Annotated in this window: 20 protein-coding genes and 1 pseudogene; 6 read left to right on the top strand and 15 right to left on the bottom strand. The window is 34.5% G+C overall.

Annotated features, from left to right (window positions below; genetic code table 11):
• Nucleotides 1-515: 515 nt before the first annotated feature.
• From DN393_RS01700 to DN393_RS01690, 3 genes and pseudogenes are all read right to left on the bottom strand, one after another.
• Nucleotides 516-638 (bottom strand): annotated as a pseudogene (locus DN393_RS01700) (histidine phosphatase family protein); the annotation flags it as partial.
• A gap of 234 nt (nt 639-872) precedes the next feature.
• Nucleotides 873-1,844, bottom strand: a complete 972-nt coding sequence (locus tag DN393_RS01695; RefSeq protein ID WP_000257391.1) for an SPFH domain-containing protein — start codon at nt 1,842-1,844, stop codon at nt 873-875.
• Between the two features lie 2 nt (nt 1,845-1,846).
• Nucleotides 1,847-2,275, bottom strand: a complete 429-nt coding sequence (locus DN393_RS01690) for an NfeD family protein (RefSeq protein WP_064474166.1) — start codon at nt 2,273-2,275, stop codon at nt 1,847-1,849.
• Between the two features lie 276 nt (nt 2,276-2,551).
• Here DN393_RS01690 and DN393_RS01685 point away from each other — a divergent pair, with 276 nt between their 5' ends.
• Nucleotides 2,552-3,769 carry an MFS transporter gene (locus DN393_RS01685; RefSeq protein ID WP_064474167.1) on the top strand — a complete coding sequence of 406 codons (1,218 nt, stop codon included), beginning with the start codon at nt 2,552-2,554 and terminating at the stop codon, nt 3,767-3,769.
• 45 nt (nt 3,770-3,814) lie between these two features.
• Here the strand turns inward: DN393_RS01685 and DN393_RS01680 are convergent, their stop codons facing one another.
• The 5 genes from DN393_RS01680 to spoIIP form a co-directional block, all read right to left on the bottom strand.
• Nucleotides 3,815-5,290, bottom strand: coding sequence for an amidase family protein (locus tag DN393_RS01680; protein ID WP_064474168.1), 1,476 nt, complete (start codon nt 5,288-5,290; stop codon nt 3,815-3,817).
• A 186-nt stretch (nt 5,291-5,476) separates the two neighbouring features.
• On the bottom strand, nt 5,477-5,923 hold the full coding sequence (locus tag DN393_RS01675) for an NUDIX hydrolase (protein ID WP_064474169.1): 447 nt from the start codon (nt 5,921-5,923) through the stop codon (nt 5,477-5,479).
• Between the two features lie 23 nt (nt 5,924-5,946).
• On the bottom strand, nt 5,947-6,687 hold the full coding sequence (locus DN393_RS01670) for a M15 family metallopeptidase (RefSeq protein ID WP_064474170.1): 741 nt from the start codon (nt 6,685-6,687) through the stop codon (nt 5,947-5,949).
• An 11-nt stretch (nt 6,688-6,698) separates the two neighbouring features.
• Entirely contained in the window at nt 6,699-7,196 is a 498-nt protein-coding gene (locus DN393_RS01665; RefSeq protein ID WP_149173270.1) for a GNAT family N-acetyltransferase, read from the bottom strand.
• A gap of 226 nt (nt 7,197-7,422) precedes the next feature.
• Nucleotides 7,423-8,577 (bottom strand): stage II sporulation protein SpoIIP, encoded by a 1,155-nt coding sequence (gene spoIIP / locus DN393_RS01660; protein ID WP_064474172.1) that lies wholly within the window; start codon nt 8,575-8,577, stop codon nt 7,423-7,425.
• An 89-nt stretch (nt 8,578-8,666) separates the two neighbouring features.
• Between spoIIP and DN393_RS01655 the strand changes: the two genes are divergently transcribed.
• Entirely contained in the window at nt 8,667-8,963 is a 297-nt protein-coding gene (locus DN393_RS01655; protein ID WP_064474173.1) for a hypothetical protein, read from the top strand.
• 4 nt (nt 8,964-8,967) lie between these two features.
• Complete coding sequence (locus DN393_RS01650) at nt 8,968-9,273, top strand: permease (protein ID WP_141669099.1); 306 nt, start codon at nt 8,968-8,970, stop codon at nt 9,271-9,273.
• On the opposite strand, the gene DN393_RS01645 is transcribed toward DN393_RS01650, so the two are convergent.
• The 4 genes from DN393_RS01645 to cbpA form a co-directional block, all read right to left on the bottom strand.
• Nucleotides 9,246-9,773: a DUF1572 domain-containing protein gene (locus DN393_RS01645; protein WP_064474174.1), complete on the bottom strand. Its 528-nt coding sequence runs from the start codon at nt 9,771-9,773 to the stop codon at nt 9,246-9,248. The genes DN393_RS01650 and DN393_RS01645 overlap by 28 nt on opposite strands.
• 18 nt (nt 9,774-9,791) lie before the next feature.
• Nucleotides 9,792-10,121 (bottom strand): chaperone CsaA, encoded by a 330-nt coding sequence (gene csaA / locus DN393_RS01640; RefSeq protein ID WP_064474175.1) that lies wholly within the window; start codon nt 10,119-10,121, stop codon nt 9,792-9,794.
• A 67-nt stretch (nt 10,122-10,188) separates the two neighbouring features.
• The gene (brnQ4, locus tag DN393_RS01635; protein ID WP_396021591.1) at nt 10,189-11,526 is read right to left on the bottom strand and encodes a branched-chain amino acid transport system II carrier protein BrnQ4; all 1,338 of its coding nucleotides are present in this window, start codon (nt 11,524-11,526) and stop codon (nt 10,189-10,191) included.
• 435 nt (nt 11,527-11,961) lie between these two features.
• Complete coding sequence (gene cbpA / locus DN393_RS01630) at nt 11,962-12,609, bottom strand: cyclic di-AMP binding protein CbpA (RefSeq protein WP_064474177.1); 648 nt, start codon at nt 12,607-12,609, stop codon at nt 11,962-11,964.
• A gap of 256 nt (nt 12,610-12,865) precedes the next feature.
• On the opposite strand from cbpA, the gene DN393_RS01625 reads away from it, so the two are divergent.
• The 3 genes from DN393_RS01625 to DN393_RS01615 all read left to right on the top strand — a co-directional run bounded on the left by DN393_RS01625 (nt 12,866) and on the right by DN393_RS01615 (nt 15,735).
• A complete protein-coding gene (locus tag DN393_RS01625; RefSeq protein ID WP_064474178.1) occupies nt 12,866-13,735 on the top strand; it encodes a hypothetical protein in 870 nt (289 codons plus the stop codon).
• Nucleotides 13,736-13,943: 208 nt separating this feature from the next.
• Nucleotides 13,944-15,251: a hemolysin family protein gene (locus DN393_RS01620; RefSeq protein WP_046959212.1), complete on the top strand. Its 1,308-nt coding sequence runs from the start codon at nt 13,944-13,946 to the stop codon at nt 15,249-15,251.
• Nucleotide 15,252: 1 nt separating this feature from the next.
• Nucleotides 15,253-15,735, top strand: a complete 483-nt coding sequence (locus tag DN393_RS01615; RefSeq protein WP_000217333.1) for a DUF456 domain-containing protein — start codon at nt 15,253-15,255, stop codon at nt 15,733-15,735.
• Between the two features lie 25 nt (nt 15,736-15,760).
• Here DN393_RS01615 and DN393_RS01610 read toward each other — a convergent pair whose 3' ends face one another.
• From DN393_RS01610 to DN393_RS01600, 3 genes are all read right to left on the bottom strand, one after another.
• Nucleotides 15,761-16,381: an NAD(P)-dependent oxidoreductase gene (locus DN393_RS01610; RefSeq protein ID WP_000861614.1), complete on the bottom strand. Its 621-nt coding sequence runs from the start codon at nt 16,379-16,381 to the stop codon at nt 15,761-15,763.
• Between the two features lie 101 nt (nt 16,382-16,482).
• A complete protein-coding gene (locus tag DN393_RS01605; protein WP_001045960.1) occupies nt 16,483-16,662 on the bottom strand; it encodes a hypothetical protein in 180 nt (59 codons plus the stop codon).
• 189 nt (nt 16,663-16,851) lie between these two features.
• Nucleotides 16,852-17,310, bottom strand: coding sequence for a spore coat protein (locus DN393_RS01600; protein ID WP_000340554.1), 459 nt, complete (start codon nt 17,308-17,310; stop codon nt 16,852-16,854).
• Nucleotides 17,311-17,317: the final 7 nt, after the last annotated feature.

The following is a 17,317-nucleotide window of genomic DNA, read 5'->3' as shown; positions in this document are numbered from 1 at the left end:
CATTATTATTCTTACCTCATTGAACCTAACATAGCGCGTATGTTCGGTGTTTTCAATAAAGTTTGATAGATTCAATAAAATTTATCTTGTTCAACTAAGGGCGCAATTCCTTAGCCAGTTCTCTTATGAACTTCTCATGTTTTCACATGAGCGCAGACTATATGTTTATCTACTTAAAGATAGAGGATTTTTCCATCACCATAGGCTTGTGATGTACTCTCGTCAGTTATACGAGATAGTCGTTGAACGTTCATCTTATCCATTTTGACTTAGATGATTCGAGGCGGAAGACCCATTGTTCTAGTGTTTAGGATTTAACCTTGCACGATCTGATTGATTTTTTCTGCTTTCGCGACATTCACGCTCGCTATTTCTAGCCACGTTGTAGTTCAATCAGCTTTAGGGATTGCCCGCAGTTAACCCTCACTACTAGCCAATCACTTGACTAGCAGGGCTTACTGATATATTTAATTAACTTTCGTTATAATTGGTTAAATAAATCGTAACAGTTAGTTACCCTTTTCTGTTAATTCAAAGTCAGCTCGTCCTTCATGTACATGTAAAATATCTGCTTCGGATTCACCGTGACGTATTAATAATATTTGCACTTGTTTCCCACTCCCTTGTTTAATATCCACAAAATCCCATTATATCATATTTTAAATTTTCTTTAACAAAAATATATTACTTTGACAGTTTTTTAACCGTCTAGTAAACGTGTTATTCCACTTAACAATTCCAAACACTCTAAACTTATAATTCTTTGAAAAGTGACAAACAAAAAAGCCCTATCCATAATGGCAAAGGACTAATATTTTTTATCCTACTCAAAAATAAAAAGAGAAATGGCATCCCATTTCTCTTTTTCACTCTTATTGTTCTTTTGGTGTATCGGAAGAAGGCAATTTCTTCGCTTGTTTTTCTTTAAAGATTTCTCCAATTGCCCCGAGAGTACCAAGTGTTTCAATTGCATTAGACGGAATAAAGACTTTATTTGCTGGACCTTTTGCAACCTCAATCAATGATTCAAATGATTTATAGGCAAGTACGCGTTCATCTAAATCTGCTGCACGAAGTAATTCAATTCGATTTTGTTCTGCTTTTGCAATTTCCTCAATCGCTCTTGCTTCCCCTTGCGCTTCTAGTTCTTTTGCTTCCTTTATACCTTCAGCTTCTCGAATACGTGCTTCTTTATCCCCTTCAGCCATTAAGATTTTACTTTGCTTTTCACCTTCAGCACGAAGGACTTTATCTTGTTTTGCAGCTTCAGCTTCTAAAATGATCGCACGTTTATTACGTTCTGCTTTCATTTGTTTTTCCATCGATGCTTGCACATCTTTTGGCGGATTAATATCAACAACTTCAACACGCTCAATGCGAACGCCCCATTTTTCTGTTGCTTCATCAAGTGCTAAGCGAATTTCTGTTGAAATTTTTTCACGACCAGATAACGTTTCATCCAGTTCCATTTTACCAATGATTTGACGCATCGTTGCAGAAGTAATATTACGAACACCATATTCATAATTCGAAATACCATATGTCGCAAGTTCTGGTTCCACAATTTGATAGAAAATGATTGTATCAATTTCTACTTGTACATTATCTTTCGTAATTACCTTCTGTGGTGGTACATTCGTTTGTTGAATACGTAAGTCATGATATACACGAACACGGTCTACAATTGGTATTAATAAATTTAATCCCGGCTCCATAATACGCTGAAACTTACCAAATCTTTCAACGACTCCAACTTTTTGCTGTGGAATAATTTTAATTGTTAATGCAATAAATGTAACAACAATTAGTGCGAAAATAATCGTTAATGTTAATGCTACTGCCATATTTATTCACTCTCCTTCTTTACTTGTAATATAGTACTATGCCTCTTTATAACAATAACTTTTTCTCCAGCATCAATTGGATCATCTGCAATAGCTGTCCAAATATCTCCATCCACCTTCACAATACCATTCGCTTCTTTTGTAATCGCTTGCATAACAATGCCTTTTTTACCGACAAGCATATCTACTGTATCAGTAAAACCTTTTGCTTCTCGAAAGTTTTTTGAAATTCTTTTCGTAAAGAAAGTCAATGTTAAACTTACAATCGCACCAGCAACAACTTGTAACAGTAGTGCTTCAGGAGCAAACAAGGCAATTAGACCTCCGACAACAGCTCCAATTCCAAGCCAAAGCATGTAAAACGTAATCGACAACATTTCCGCAATAAATAAAATACCAGCTATTACAAACCAAATTACCCAAGCAGCCATATGCAACCCTCACTTTCTTTCTCATTTTCTATATGTATATGAAGAAAAGAATGGTTTATCCGCCCTTTCTTATACCGGGGCATTTACTACAAGCTATTGTACATATTCACTGTTATAAAAAGCATCAATAAAATACTATATTAATATATTCTTCATTATATATGAAAATCCCTTTCAAAAAGCGACAAAAAAATGAAATTCTTTCGAAAATTTAATTTTCAATTTATAATTATTTTAACTACTAAAATATTATTTTTTAGGAAAGTGGTGTGCTTGTTGCAAAGTCGTTCATTAACTTACTATTTAGGCTCTAAAATATGCATTACTCTCGCTGACATCGTATACATCATGATTATTACAACTCATATGTATATCACAACGAAATCAGCTACATTAACCGCTCTTTTTCCATTAGCACAAGTCATAACTAATCTTATAGCAAATACATCTGCACCACTTATAATGAATCGTTTTTCATCTTATTCATTACTTTTCACACTACAATGGACAAAAACTGTTCTATTATTTTTATTAATGATATTATTCCCGGCCCTTTCCTCAAACGTTGTAACACTATTCATTTTCATTTTTTTCATTTCTTTATGTAGCGGCTGGAGCGCACCGTTATTATACGGTATCCTTCCTCGCCTTACACGAAAAGAACAATTAGTAAAAGTAAATAGTATTTTTTCCTTTTCCACACAAATTGCGCAAGCCGCTGCTTATTCATTTACAAGTGTTATAGTTCTTCTTATCGATGCTACTTCTACACTCATGATGAATAACATTTTGATGATTTTTGGGTGTGTTGCACTACACCTTTCATTACGTTCCATACATACTGAACGAGTAATAGAGCCTTCTTCTTCAAAAGGCGCTGCTTTATTGGAAGGTTGGAGACTCTTATTTCAAAACCCGTCTCTCCGTATCGTTACATGTATGGACTTAATTGAAACTTTCGCAGGGACAATCTGGATCGGTGCTATTACAATGGCTTATGTAACGACTGTTCTTCATAAAGGAGAAGAATGGTGGGGATATATTAATACAAGTTATTATGTAGGGACGTTAATTGGCGGGATATTAGCATGGAAAATGAGTACATACATTCAAAACAATTTAATACGCTCCATGGCGATAGGCTCTCTTATGTTTAGTATTCTTACATTTTTATATGGTATGACAAGTAGCGGGTTTATTGCGCTTTTTCTATGCGTTCTAATGGGGCCATGTTATCAAATTAGAGATATTTCTCAAACGACAGTACTACAATCTAGTGTAGCCCCTACTTTATTATCAAAAATGTATACAGCTCATGGTGCAATCCTCTCGACAGCTTCTGGTCTTTCTATGCTTAGCGTTGGAATTATTACCGACCTGTTCGGTGTTCGTACTATTTATATTCTCGCTTCTTTCCTTATATTGTGCTCTGCTTGTTTATCATTTAACTTATTAAAATATGATAAAACAGAGAAAAAAGATATTTCACTTTAATGAACAAAATAAATAGGACAGGAATTCCTGTCCTATTTATTTTATTCATGATAAGTTAGGGATTTTCCGATGCTTTGTCGCTTGTTCAAAAGCGTATGCTAGTTTAATCAAGGTCCCCTCAGAAAAAGCATTGCTTGCAAGAGTAATTCCAAACGGTCTCCCATTATCCATATATCCCGCAGGTATTGCTATAGACGGATAACCTGCTTTCGCACATATAGTGGAGCCTATATAAGAAGGGAACAGAATCGCATCCAGATTATATTTTTCCAGTGCAAAATCAATGCCTTGTTCTTGAGAAAAATATATATCTTCTAATCTTGCATTTAAATATTCTGGATTTCTTAACGTATTAGGAACATCTTTTCTTCTCTCCAACTTAGTTTGTCCATATTTCAAAGCTCTTTCTGCTATATTTTCATTAAACTCCATTAACTCTGAAATAGAATGCACTGGAATAGTAGAAGGTAATTTTGAAAGATAGTTATCTAAACTATGCTTTAATTCATAGAGCGATACACCCCAGCTCCATTCTCTATGAAAAGACGGAATATTAATATCCTCTACTACTGTCGCACCCCCACTACGCAACACTTCAATCGTTTCCTTAAACAATTTTTCATCATACTCACCAGTTTCATAATAACCTTTAGGTGCATTGCTAAATACACCAATCTTTGCGCCATGTAAGCCATTAACATCAAGATATTTTGTATAATCCTGCTCTGCCATACCTTCACTTTTATGAGTAGCTACATCCTTCTCATCTACCCCAGTTAAACTCCCTAGCAAAATAGAAGCATCTGTTACCGTTCTAGCAAATGGTCCCGCTGTATCCTGTGAATAAGTAAGCGGAATAATTCCCCTACGACTAATTAGACCAACAGTCGGTTTAATACCGACTACAGAGTTTTGAACAGCTGGACTCAATATAGAACCATCTGTTTCCGTTCCAACAGATACTACTGTAAAATTAGCAGCAACTGCTATCGCAGATCCTGTACTTGAGCCTCCAACAAACATATCATCCTCACCTGTACCGTAAGGGTTTATTGTTTGTCCACCTCTTGCACTATATCCAGCCCACATGTCAAAAGACATTCCATTTGCTAATTCTGTCATATTTGTTTTTCCTATTATCACTGCTCCTGCTTCTCGTAGTTTCGTAACAAGAAATGCATCTTCACTACTAATATTTTGTTCCAAGGCAATCGTACCTGCACTGGTATGCATAGAGTCATTCGTTTCAATATTGTCCTTAAGTAAAACAGGTATACCATGTAATGGTCCCCGTCCACCTTTTGTCTTTCTTTCATAATCTAACGCTTCTGCAATAAAGATAGCGTCTGGATTGATTTCTAAAATAGAATTGATTTTTGGTCCTTCTTGATCATATTTCGCGATTCTATGAAGATAATACATAACTAATTCTTTTGAAGTTAATTGCCCAGCTTTCATCGCTACTTGTATATCATGAATTGTTAATTCTTTTTGTAATCGTGCATTGAACTGAATCTCCATCTTCATTCTCCTTCTTTAAAAGCTTTTATTGATAACGTGTATCTATTACTTTTTCATTTTCTCCGCTCCTCGCATATACAACTACAATCCCTTTCAAAGAATTCAACTTACCAATGTAAAAACCTTTTATTTCCTGAAAAATAAAAAGAGTCTGAAACGATTGGATTTCCGCTTCAGACTCTTTTATTACTTTACATATACCTCATCTAACAAATGTAAAAACTCACCTTGTTTCCCAGCTAATGCAGGGCATTTTGCAATATTAATCCATTCGTAGCAAAATGCTAATCCTTGATCTTCCTCACCGGCACTTACAATATGTTCCCAATCATCTTTTACATCTGTTAGTAACGTTACGTGGAAAAAATGCCGCTTTTGATATTCCTTTTTCTCTTTCACAAGTATGATGTAATCGGCTAGGAATCTTTCTATGCATAAATGACGTAATCCAGACTCTTCTTGTACTTCACGTAAAATTGCTGCTTCTAACGTTTCCCCTTCGTCAACTGTTCCCCCTGGTACTTGTATACCAGCTTCAGGTATATCACGATGTTTAAAAACAAGCAGTTGCATTACTCCTTCTTTTTCTCTTGTCACATATGCGTGTACTTTTTTCTTATATAGCACCGTCATAATCCTTCTCTCCCCTCAATTGTTCACTGCGTTACTTCTTCAAGTGTCAGTTGATTTTCATATAAATATGTAGCTTGTGGGTTCCCCACATACCTTACGTGCCATGGTTCATATCGATAGCCCGTAAGCGATTCTTTCTCTTTTGAATATCGAATTACAAAGCCAAATTTATGGGCATTTTCAGACAGCCACTGCCCTTCTTTCGTTTCACCAAAAATTGTCTCTAACTGAAACTTAGCAGCTTGAGATGTAATATCCATAGCAAGCCCTGTTTGATGTTCACTCGTACCAGGAACCGCGCTAGACATCGCTGTTTTTGCTTCTCCATCTTGCTTTTTATACATCGTATTTAATGCTTTTTGTCGATCAAAAGATCTAAATCCAGAGACTGCAAACAAGAAAATGCGCTCCTGATCAGCTTGCTGAAACATTTCCTCTAACGCACTCGCTGCCTCTTTTCTCATTTTTTTCTTTTCTTGATCACCTTCACTAGAATAGCGCACTTTCGGAATAACTAAATCTGGCGGTCTATATCCATCTGGTAAGCGTCTACTTTTATTCACAAGTACAAGCATCGAATTCGGATTACTAATTACCGCAATATCACCATCCATATTCGCAATCGTTTCTTTCGCTTTCGGAAATATGTTATTCACATTTACCTCTCGAGCCTGCTTATCCTTATACATTTTATAATTGATTCCTGCTACTCCAACAATGAGTATCATCGCTACGATACCAAGTAGTGTCCATCTTTTTTTCATATAACGACCTCTTATTTTAATAATTTGGCCATTTCATACTCATCGATGTTCTCTCCATCGATAATAAGAGCAGCTCTTTTGACACCTTCTTTCTCAAATCCAGCTTTTTTATATAGTGCCTGAGCTCTTGTATTGTGGGCCATTACCGTTAATTCTAAACGCCATACATCATGTAATCTTGCCCACTTCTCAGCATCTTTAAACAATCTCGTCCCAATACATCGCCCGCTATACTCTTGCAAAATACCAATTACAATACTTGCTACATGTCTCTTTCTTTGAATATGATTTCCATTCACTAAAATAAACCCTACTACACGTTCTTCTTCAACTGCTACGAATATTGTTGCATATTCATTTTCTATAAAGCGATGAATCATTTGTTCTTGTTGCTCGACTGTAAATTTTCTTTCTCCTGGTTCATATAACATAAATTTCGTTTCTTCATCTAGTTGCTTACTTAATTGCAAAAATAGTGCTGCATCTTCTATTTTGATCTCCCTAATCACTTCTATCACCCTACCAGTTTTATAATAAAAAGTTTTCCTTGTAAAAAGATTTTCTCTAATTTTCCGAAAATCCCTTTGTAAATCTCCCAGTATTATTTGACAAATTTCGATATTACCATAACAACGGCAAATTTTGTCTATTCTGTGACACCTCATCATTACAAAGAAAAAACGCAAGATTTACACTCACGTTTTTTCAGACTCTCCCACTAATTTATGTTTCATTTTATCCATTCACCTTTTCTGCCTGCCAGAAATATTCACCAAACGCTTTAGCAAGTACATCAATTGATCGATTTAGTTCTTCCTCTGTATTATCTACGCCACCAACTTCAATTAATATCGCTTGCCCTGATAAGTCTTGATTGTAGACACCATTTCCTGTTTGGAATCCTTTTTGAATGACACCACGACTCATTCCTGGATATTTCTTATTAATTTCCTCATGAAGAGCTGTTGCTAATTGTAAGTTCTTTTCATAATTTTTATTGCCTTTCCCTATTACGAAAGCAAGCTTTGCATATGATTTATCTCCAATTGCTTTTGTCGTGACATTTTTCCGAGCACTATCACGATGCAAGTCAAAGAAGTACTGCAGTTCTTTATTGCCTGTCATTGCTTCTTGTACAATTTCCCGTGACACTTTGTAAGAACTATTACTATTTAACCCTTTACTAATCAACTTTTGGCCGACATCAGTCTTGTCATTAGTAGCTCCTATCCCTTCACTTTCTAATTGTTCACGAAATCGATCGCCGACTATTGAAATATTCGTAACGGAACTTGTTGCTTTATTCGGATTTGGATCGTTTGCTAAATTTAGTAACGGCAAATAAGATTCCCAACTATGCGAATGATAAATAAGCGCAACTTGTCTTTTTCCTGTCGTTTGAGCCGGTTGCTTTTTCTCTTTGTTTGTATCCGGCTTTTGAGCCTGTCCACCTTCACCAGTCCGTTCTTTTACCACTTCTTCAAGCGGAACGCTCGACTCTATCGGTAAGTTAGAATAATTTGTCCCTTCACCCGCAATAACAATTTCTGTATCGTACTTTCCAAAACCAGGTAACTCTTTGCCGACAAAACTGCGTACATCGTTAAAACGAATATTCGTAGCCATAGAAAAGAGAAACGAAGAAATTGAAAAATCTTGATTTAAATTTCGATACTCCTGTGTAAAATAATGATTCTCTTTCCCAAGAACGTACATGTAACCATTCATCGATAACTCATTTAACCAATTATATAAATACGTTGACTTTGTCTCTTTCATAGAGGTTACCATCATACTAATAAGAAAAAAAGTCGCTAGTACTGTAGTAATAATAAATAAAACTAACTTACGTACACTTGTGAACTTCACATAAAAAAAGCCTCGATTCATACTATCACCCTCTCTATTTCAAGTTATGTACAAGCTCTAGAGAATAGACCGTCTAAATTCCGGCTATATTGTTAATGAGGTGAAATGAATTGAAGCTACTAATAGGAACATTACCCATTGTACTATCATTTATTTTTTATTGGCTTACTAAGCATCCTACAATCCGTGTTGCGTTACATATTTCAGCTTATGTAGCACTTTATGTACTCGGCACAATTATTTCTATTAATATATATGACGTTTTAATACAAGATTTAGTTTTTATGACAAGCATTCATGGAATTTTACTAAACCCATTTTTTCTTATATCAGGAGCGTATATAGGAATATACTCCTTGCACTTAATCTTGTCTTACATTATTACGAAAATAAAAAATGGAGCGTAATGAAATGCAACCACCATTCATCTGTCATACATGCAAAAAAAGAATTGCGCGAAAGAAAGATCTTATTACTGCCACATCGTACTTCCGCTTTTATTTATTTCACAGTGATTGCTTTAAACGACAGCAAGTATTCATCTCACGATTTATCCCCGTAAATACGCTTTTTAATTTCTTTCTTATTATATATGGACTTATTTTTGGCAGCATGCTTATGATTACAGAACCATCTATTATTTGGGTGGTTTTCTTATTTCCCATTTTATATCGTTTTCTTTCCTATTATTATGTTGAACGTTTTTTCTCTACATAACGTGCAGACTGTCCTCTAGGAATACTTAAACATTCCCACTCGTTTTCTTTTAACATTTTACCAATGTAAATAATTTGTCCTATATGCAAAGCATAATGAGAAATTTGTCTTTCAATTGCTTGCATGACCGTATGTGCTTCACCACGAATATATACCGTCTGTAATAAATCTTCTGGCGTTAGCACATGCATCGTTTTCAAAACATATTCCCATCCGCCATTCCATGCTGCTAGAACCTCTTCCTTAGAATGATAACCACCTTCAAATTCAGCATCTCGGTTACGATCTATTTTTTCACCATCAGATGTTAAAAAATCCGTCCATCTAGAACGCATATTACCTTGCAGATGCTTTATAATAACCGATATACTATTTGTTGCTTCATGAGAAGACCATTCGATCTGTTCATATGATAATTGAGAAAGCACCCGTTCCCCTTGTTTCTTTGTTGCTTCAAAATTCGATATGGCACATTGTAAATATTCTCGTCGAATATCCATGTTACCCCCGCCTTTACACTAACTAATTTTTGTTCCATTTGGTAATTCCATATTAGGCTGAAGTAATACGACATCACCAGCTTCAGGTACTCCGCCTAAAACAAGTACTTCTGATTTAAATCCAGCCACGCGCTTCGGTGGAAAGTTTACAATCGCAACGATTTGCTGACCAATTAAATCTTCTGGATTATATCTCTTCGTAATTTGAGCACTTGACTGCTTAATTCCAAGCTCTCCAAAATCAATTTCAAGTTTAATTGCCGGAACTCTCGCTTCTTTAAATTCCTCTGCATGTGTTACAGTTCCAATTCGTAAATCCAAAGCTAAAAAATCTTCAAAATTAGCCATTTTATCATTCCTCCCAATTATTACTTAGACAAAACACAAAAATTCCCTTTTAAAAAAAGAAAGGCGCCTAAGCACCTTTCTTTTGTAATTCACTTGATTCATTTGATTTATAGAAGAAGAAACCGAGAATCCCGCCAATACATGATGGGATTAACCATCCTATTCCTTCTTTATATAATGGTAGCATTTGTAATACGTTAGAAATCGCGTCAATTTGAATGTTCGCACTTTCTAAACCGTTAAAGAAACTAATTAACAATGCACCTAAAATAGCTCCAATATAAATGGTATTACGCTTCCCTATCCATTTATGGAAGTAAGAAAGTACGATTAATACGATTGCAACTGGATAAATGATCATTAACACTGGTAAAGTGACTGCAATTAATTGTGTTAAACCTAGGTTAGATACAATTAAACTAAACACACATACCATCGTAACAATCATTTTATGCGAAAGTTTTGGGAATATGTTTGTAAAGAAGCCAGCACAAGCTGATGTTAATCCAACAGAAGTTGTTAAACAAGCAAGTATAATAACAAGTCCTAATAAAATTTTACCACTTGTTCCATATAACTCATTTACAACATTCGTTAAAATAAGTCCACCATTCTCGGAAACACCAAGTGATGTACTTGTTGAACCAAGATAAGCAAGTGATAAATAGATTAACGTTAAACCAAGTACAGCAATAATACCTGATACTACTGTTATTTTTGCAACTTCACTACTCTCTTGTATCCCTTTAGAGCGGATAACTTGTACAACGACAATTCCAAATACAAGCGCACTAATTGCATCCATCGTTAAATATCCTTGTATAAATCCACCAAAGAAAGCATTTTCTTGATATGCCGCTAGCGGCGCAGCTGGTTCTCCAATTGGATCAATAATTGCCTTTCCGACAATAACAGCAACAATCAATACTAACAATGGTGTAAGGAATTTTCCGAACCAATCCACTAATTTAGATGGATTTAATGATAAATACCACGTTATTCCGAAGAAAACTATTGTGAATAGAAACAGCATATACCACTCTGAAACCATTGCCTCTGATAAAAACGGCTTCATACCCATTTCAAATGAAACGGCTCCCGTACGCGGAATCGCGAAAAATGGTCCAATCGCTAAATAACTAATCAATGGGAAAATAAACGCAAATATAGGGTGAACTCTAGAAGATAGCGCTTTCAAGTCCCCCTCTACAAACGCGACAGCTGTTACAGCTAATAGGGGTAATCCGACTCCCGTCACTAGGAATCCAATTGTAGCAATCCAAACATTCTCTCCAGCTTGTTGCCCTAAAACTGGCGGAAAAATTAAATTTCCTGCTCCTAAAAATAGTGCAAATAACATTAAACCAATTGCTATCGTATCACCTGGCCTTAAACGTCCCTTCATACTTTTCATTTGCATAGCACTTTTTCATTGTTTATCTTTATTTTCACAATATGCTATGCATCCTCCTCTCTGCTCAAGATGATAAAATATGCCCCTTACAAAGCAGTGTCTTTCTCCATAATTTCTCCATTCCCCTTATTCTTACTCTAACTATTAATTTTTGATTTTTTTGAATTTTTAACTCATTAGAGTGGTATTGCGTGGAGTATAGTTGTCAGACCTCTTTGTTTTTATCACACATATAGTACCATATTTAGTTGAAAAATAAAAACATATTTTCAAATTGATTTTTTTGAAAATCAAAATTATCTACATTTTTCATTCTTTCACACAAATATTGTTACAATCTCAACTTTTATCCTATCGTTATTTTCAAATAATTTTATACACGAACATAGCAAAAGCCATCCAACATTATTAGATGGCTTTTGTATGTTATTCTATTGTTTCAACTTCACGTGGATTTTTCATCTCTTCCACATACACAACTCTAAATCCATGGTCTTCTAAATCTTTCAATAACGTATCTAATTCACCGTCGTTAAATTCTTCTCCTAATGTAAACATAATTCTACGAACTAATAAGGCATCATTATCAAAAGTCATTAAACTTTGGATACCTGTATATTTTTTTAATACTGTCGATAATTTTTGAATGGCTCCATTATAATCTTGTGTCCCAATCATGACAGAATATTTACTAGAATGAACGCCCCAAGCATCTTCTAATAACTCGAAAACCTTTTTATGCGTTAAAATTCCAAGAAAGACTCCATTTTCATCAACTACTGATAAATAAGGTAATTTTTTTATTGTAAAAAATACTTTAAAGAACGAAGAATCTTCTCTAACATAACCTTCTTTATCGTTTAATAATTGTACTACACTCTCTTCCAGCGAACCTTTATATTCTAAAATATCTACTTTGTATACATTTCCTAAATATTTCTCTTTTTTTTCATCTAAAACTGGTACACAACGATACCCAGTTTTATTTAAATGCTCCAGTGCTTCCCCTATCGTAATTGAACTTGAGCAAAATAAAACTTCCCTTTTCGGCACATAATTCCCTTTAATCCTCATAAACAGCCTCCTTATGTTAAAATACTTTCTGTGCCATAACTATATTATATTTTCAGAAAAAAATAAATAATTTATTTCACTTTTCTGAAAATTATTCATTTTCTTGTCATAATTTATTCACGTTTCATTCACTTTTATCCCCTACAATACGAAACATTCTCTCTAAACTTCTTTAAGAAAATATATTGTAACTTACGCCAAAAAAAGCTAAAATAAGAATAAGAATTTTCTGAATATTCTAAGAGTAGGTGATTACATGTCTTTATTGCGCTCACATATATGTAAATTTATAGTTGGTGTTCTCATTATATTTATCATTAGTCCTATTCCTGCATTATTCATTACACATAAATACTCATACATAACTGGCTTTATAAGCATTTTTCATAACTTCGCACAACTTTCTTCTATGACAATTCCAAAGATTGATTGGATGCACGAATCTATCTTTTTCTCAGCAAATCAAATGGTTCATACTTCTAATCATTCAACACCGTTATTCCCTTACATATGGGAAATATATTTTTTATCGGCTGTTCGTTTTACCTTTACTCTTGCAATCGGATTCTTTATCAGCTTAGGGATCGGCCATTTATTTTTTAAAGCACCTCAATCGGTTAAGAAGTTCACTTCTTTATTAAAATGGATACCGTACTCTTTTTGTACTGTATTATTACAATGCTCAGTCTTATTACTACTCCTATACATCACAAAATTGATAAAGCTTCCTTACTACTCATCTTTTATCATCGTTTGTAGTACTTCCATGATTATCGTTATGCAAGCAATTAAAAAGTGGGTTCCTTTCTTAAGTAACACAAATGAATATGAAATAAAACAATCTTCTTTCCTTGTAGATACATTGTTTTTAGCGCTTACTTCGAATCACAAATCTATTCTAGGTTCCATTATTCTTTCATTCGTTATTATGGAATGTGTTTTTCATGCAAGCGGACTATTGCAATTTATCGTTCAATTCGGCGGAAATGCACCTGTTATTGTTACAATTAGCTTATTACTTTTGTATATCCCATATTGCATACTCTCTTTCCTTCAAACACTATGGACGACAAATCACGTTAAACAACAATCATACGCTTTAACGAGAAGTATTCCAAAACCTTAATTTGAAATAACCCTCTATAATCTGAAAGTAGGGGGTTATTCCTTTTGTATAGCGGACAAAATAACAGCAAATTCAAAAACAATTGCAGAAACATACCAATATTTACCCTTTTTCTTTGACTATTCTTTTCGTTTGGATTTATTATAAAAGTATAACATAAACGCAGGAGGTGACATCTTTATTCCAAACTACGGAATAGGGAACACACTTGGACATATTAAATATTTTTCTCATCTTTGTACTCATCCTTATTTCCGGCTTTTTCGTTGCATCAGAATTCGCTGTTGTAAAAGTACGAAAAAGTCGAATTGACCAACTTGCAAACGAAGGCAATAAACAAGCTTTAGCTGCAAGAAGTGTCCTATCTAATTTAGATGTTTATTTATCAGCTTGTCAGCTCGGGATTACGATTACTTCTTTAGGCCTCGGTTGGCTCGGTGAACCGACTGTGGAACATTTACTACGACCGCTCTTTGAAAAGATTAATATTACTGGAACAATGGCGAATACTTTATCCTTTATTATAGCTTTTAGTGTTATTACATTTTTCCATGTTGTATTAGGTGAACTAGTTCCAAAGTCTTTCGCCATTCAAAAAGCAGAAGCAATAACACTTAAATTTGCACGACCACTTATTTTATTTGATAAAATTATGTATCCATTCATTTGGCTACTTAATAGTACGGCAATCTTTTTCACAAAACTACTCGGTTTAGAGCCTGCGAAAGAAAATGAACTTGCCCATTCTGAAGAGGAACTACGACTCATTTTAGGTGAAAGTTTCAAAAGCGGAGAAATAAACCAAACCGAATATAAATATGTAAATAATATTTTTGAATTTGACGACCGGGTCGCGAAAGAAATTATGGTCCCTCGTACAGAAATGATTTGCTTATCTACTGAAAATACGTTAGAAGAGAATATGGATATCGTCGCAACTGAAAAGTATACACGCTATCCGATCATCGAAAAAGATAAAGATGATATTATCGGTATGATCAATACGAAAGAAGTCTTTCACGATCAAACGAAAGGCATTCATAAACCACTTGAATCTTACATACATCCAGTACTAACTGTATTTGAAACTGTTCCAATTCGCAAAACATTAGTACATCTACAAAAGAATCGCGTTCAGATGGCAATCGTTATGGATGAATATGGTGGTACTGCTGGACTTTTAACAATGGAAGATATTCTTGAAGAAATTATTGGAGAAATTCAAGATGAGTTTGATGCGGATGAATCACCTATGATTGAAAAACGTACGCCGAAGCTTACTGTTTTAGATGGGAAGGTGCTCATTTCTGAAGTAAATGATATGTTTGGCCTGCATATTGATGATAGCGATTTAGATACAATCGGAGGCTGGCTCCTCTCTCAAGCAGTTGATTTAAATATTGAAGCTGGTTATTCCATTGAATTTGCCGGTTTTCAATTTAAAGCTCTAGAACTTGATGGACATCAAGTGAAAAAAATTGCGGTACATAAATTAGACACGAAGAAGGAGTTATAAAGTGACAGTATTATTAACAATCTGTATCATTGCCTGTTTCATTGTTTCATTTCTCGCCTTTATTTATCCTATCATTCCAGGCATCCTTGCTGTCTGGGCTGGATATTTAATTTACCATTTTGGTATAAATGGCGGAGAACTAACAACTTCCTTTTGGATTATTCAAGTCATTTTCACACTATTTATTTTCATAGCTGATTTTATTGCAAATGGATATTTCTTAAAGAAATACGGGAGTTCTAAATGGGGAGAGCGTGTCGGTATGATTTCTATCATTGTCGGATCTTTCTTCTTCCCACCATTCGGTTTAATTATCATACCGTTCTTATCGGTATTTATTACAGAACTCATGCATAAAAAAGCGCCAAAAGACGCCTTTCTAGTAGGAGTTGCTACTGTAGTTGGTTTTTTAAGCAGTACAGTAGCGAAAGCTATTCTCCAAATCATTATGATTCTCATATTTGTATGTTATATCATCTTTTAACCATCCCAATTTCGGGATGGTTTTTTTAATATGAAATACCTACTCGACTATTCTCATATTTGTTTTCACTACATAGATTCCACGTGAATTGCGCTGTATCACCAACTGTTATTTTCGCTCCCCCTTCTGGTAATACATCTTTTTCAGTTCGATACACTCCTGTCACATCACCGTCTATTAAATGCGTCGGACAAACGACCGTCCAACATAAATTACTACTACTAAGTATCTTATATGCAGCTAAATGATCTTCTGCTGCTGTTGTCATTTTCCTTTTTGACTCAGCTGATTGAAAACGATATAAATTTAGATTTGTTCTTGCTTGTAAAATACCAGCTGTTCCTATTGTAATGATCTTATGAACCCCTACTTCTTCCATTTTCTTTATAATATGTGGCATACTCTTCGCCAATGTCCCATTTTGATCCGTTCCAAGTGCACTAATTACTATATCGCTTCCTTCTATCACTTTCTTTATATCATTTTCATTCCATACATTACCTTCTATAACTCGTAACCTTTCATGATTTATTTCTATTCTATTTAAATCACGCGCTAATGCAGTCACTTCAGCTGCATCCTTTAATGCTAATTTTATTATGTTTGAACCTACTCGACCAGTTGCTCCCAATATACATACTTTCATTTGTTTTCCCCCTTTTTCATTCTTTCTCTATTTTTCAATAATTTTAATCAATTTTCAACAAAAAAGCTTCCTCATATATAAGAGGAAGCTCTATTATTATTTTATTTCTTTTCTTTAGAATCTGTAGATTTCTCAGTTCCACTTGTTTCTTTATCCTTTTTGTCCTCTTGTTGTGTTGTTGTATCGTCTTCTTTCTTCTTGTCCTCACCTTTACTACAACCTACCATTAATAAAGAACTTGCAAGTGCCATAGCAGTTAATGATTTAACCCATTTGTTCATTTGCGTTTCCTCCTTTAGATAGAATATGTACAACCCCCATATTACTCTCTATTTTTAAAGGAAAGATTGAAAAATAGTAAATAAACGGTAAATATTTGTAAATTTTCTGATAATAAATACAGACACCTATTCTTTTTTTCTCCATGAAAAGTAAAAAAACTAAGGCGCCTATCTTTCCGCCTTAGTTTCTTATGCAAACTCCTCATTTTCATATACATGTTTAATCTTATACTCTTTCTTCACAACATATTGCCATACACTATAGGCATAACGATTCATTTTCAGGAAGCAATTTTCTAAAAACGAGCGGAATTCTGGATTCGCAACTTCAACTGCTACTTGAGCGAACTTTAGTGCTAACCGTTTTAAATGCGAAATATAACAAGTTGCAATATGGACATCCCCTGTATATTTACTATCAGTCTCCTTTTCCATTTCATGAAAATGAGATGAAATTGGTTCACAAGTTATATGCTGTACATTCTCTCCTTCTTGAAAATTCACTTGTTCATTATACGCTTGCAACATATATGGTAAATGATGCTGTAATAGCTCCTTTAATTCTTCGTCTCTTACCTTTCCTGTATACTCCCCAACCTTATAAATAAGCATATAACTATACCTCATTAATTCTTTCATACAATCCATGAAAATG

It is taken from the genome of Bacillus sp. BPN334, assembly GCF_008368885.1.
Taxonomy (GTDB): domain Bacteria; phylum Bacillota; class Bacilli; order Bacillales; family Bacillaceae_G; genus Bacillus_A; species Bacillus_A wiedmannii.
The sequence above is the reverse complement of the archived record's forward strand: the minus strand, read 5'-3'. Positions and strand labels throughout refer to the sequence as shown.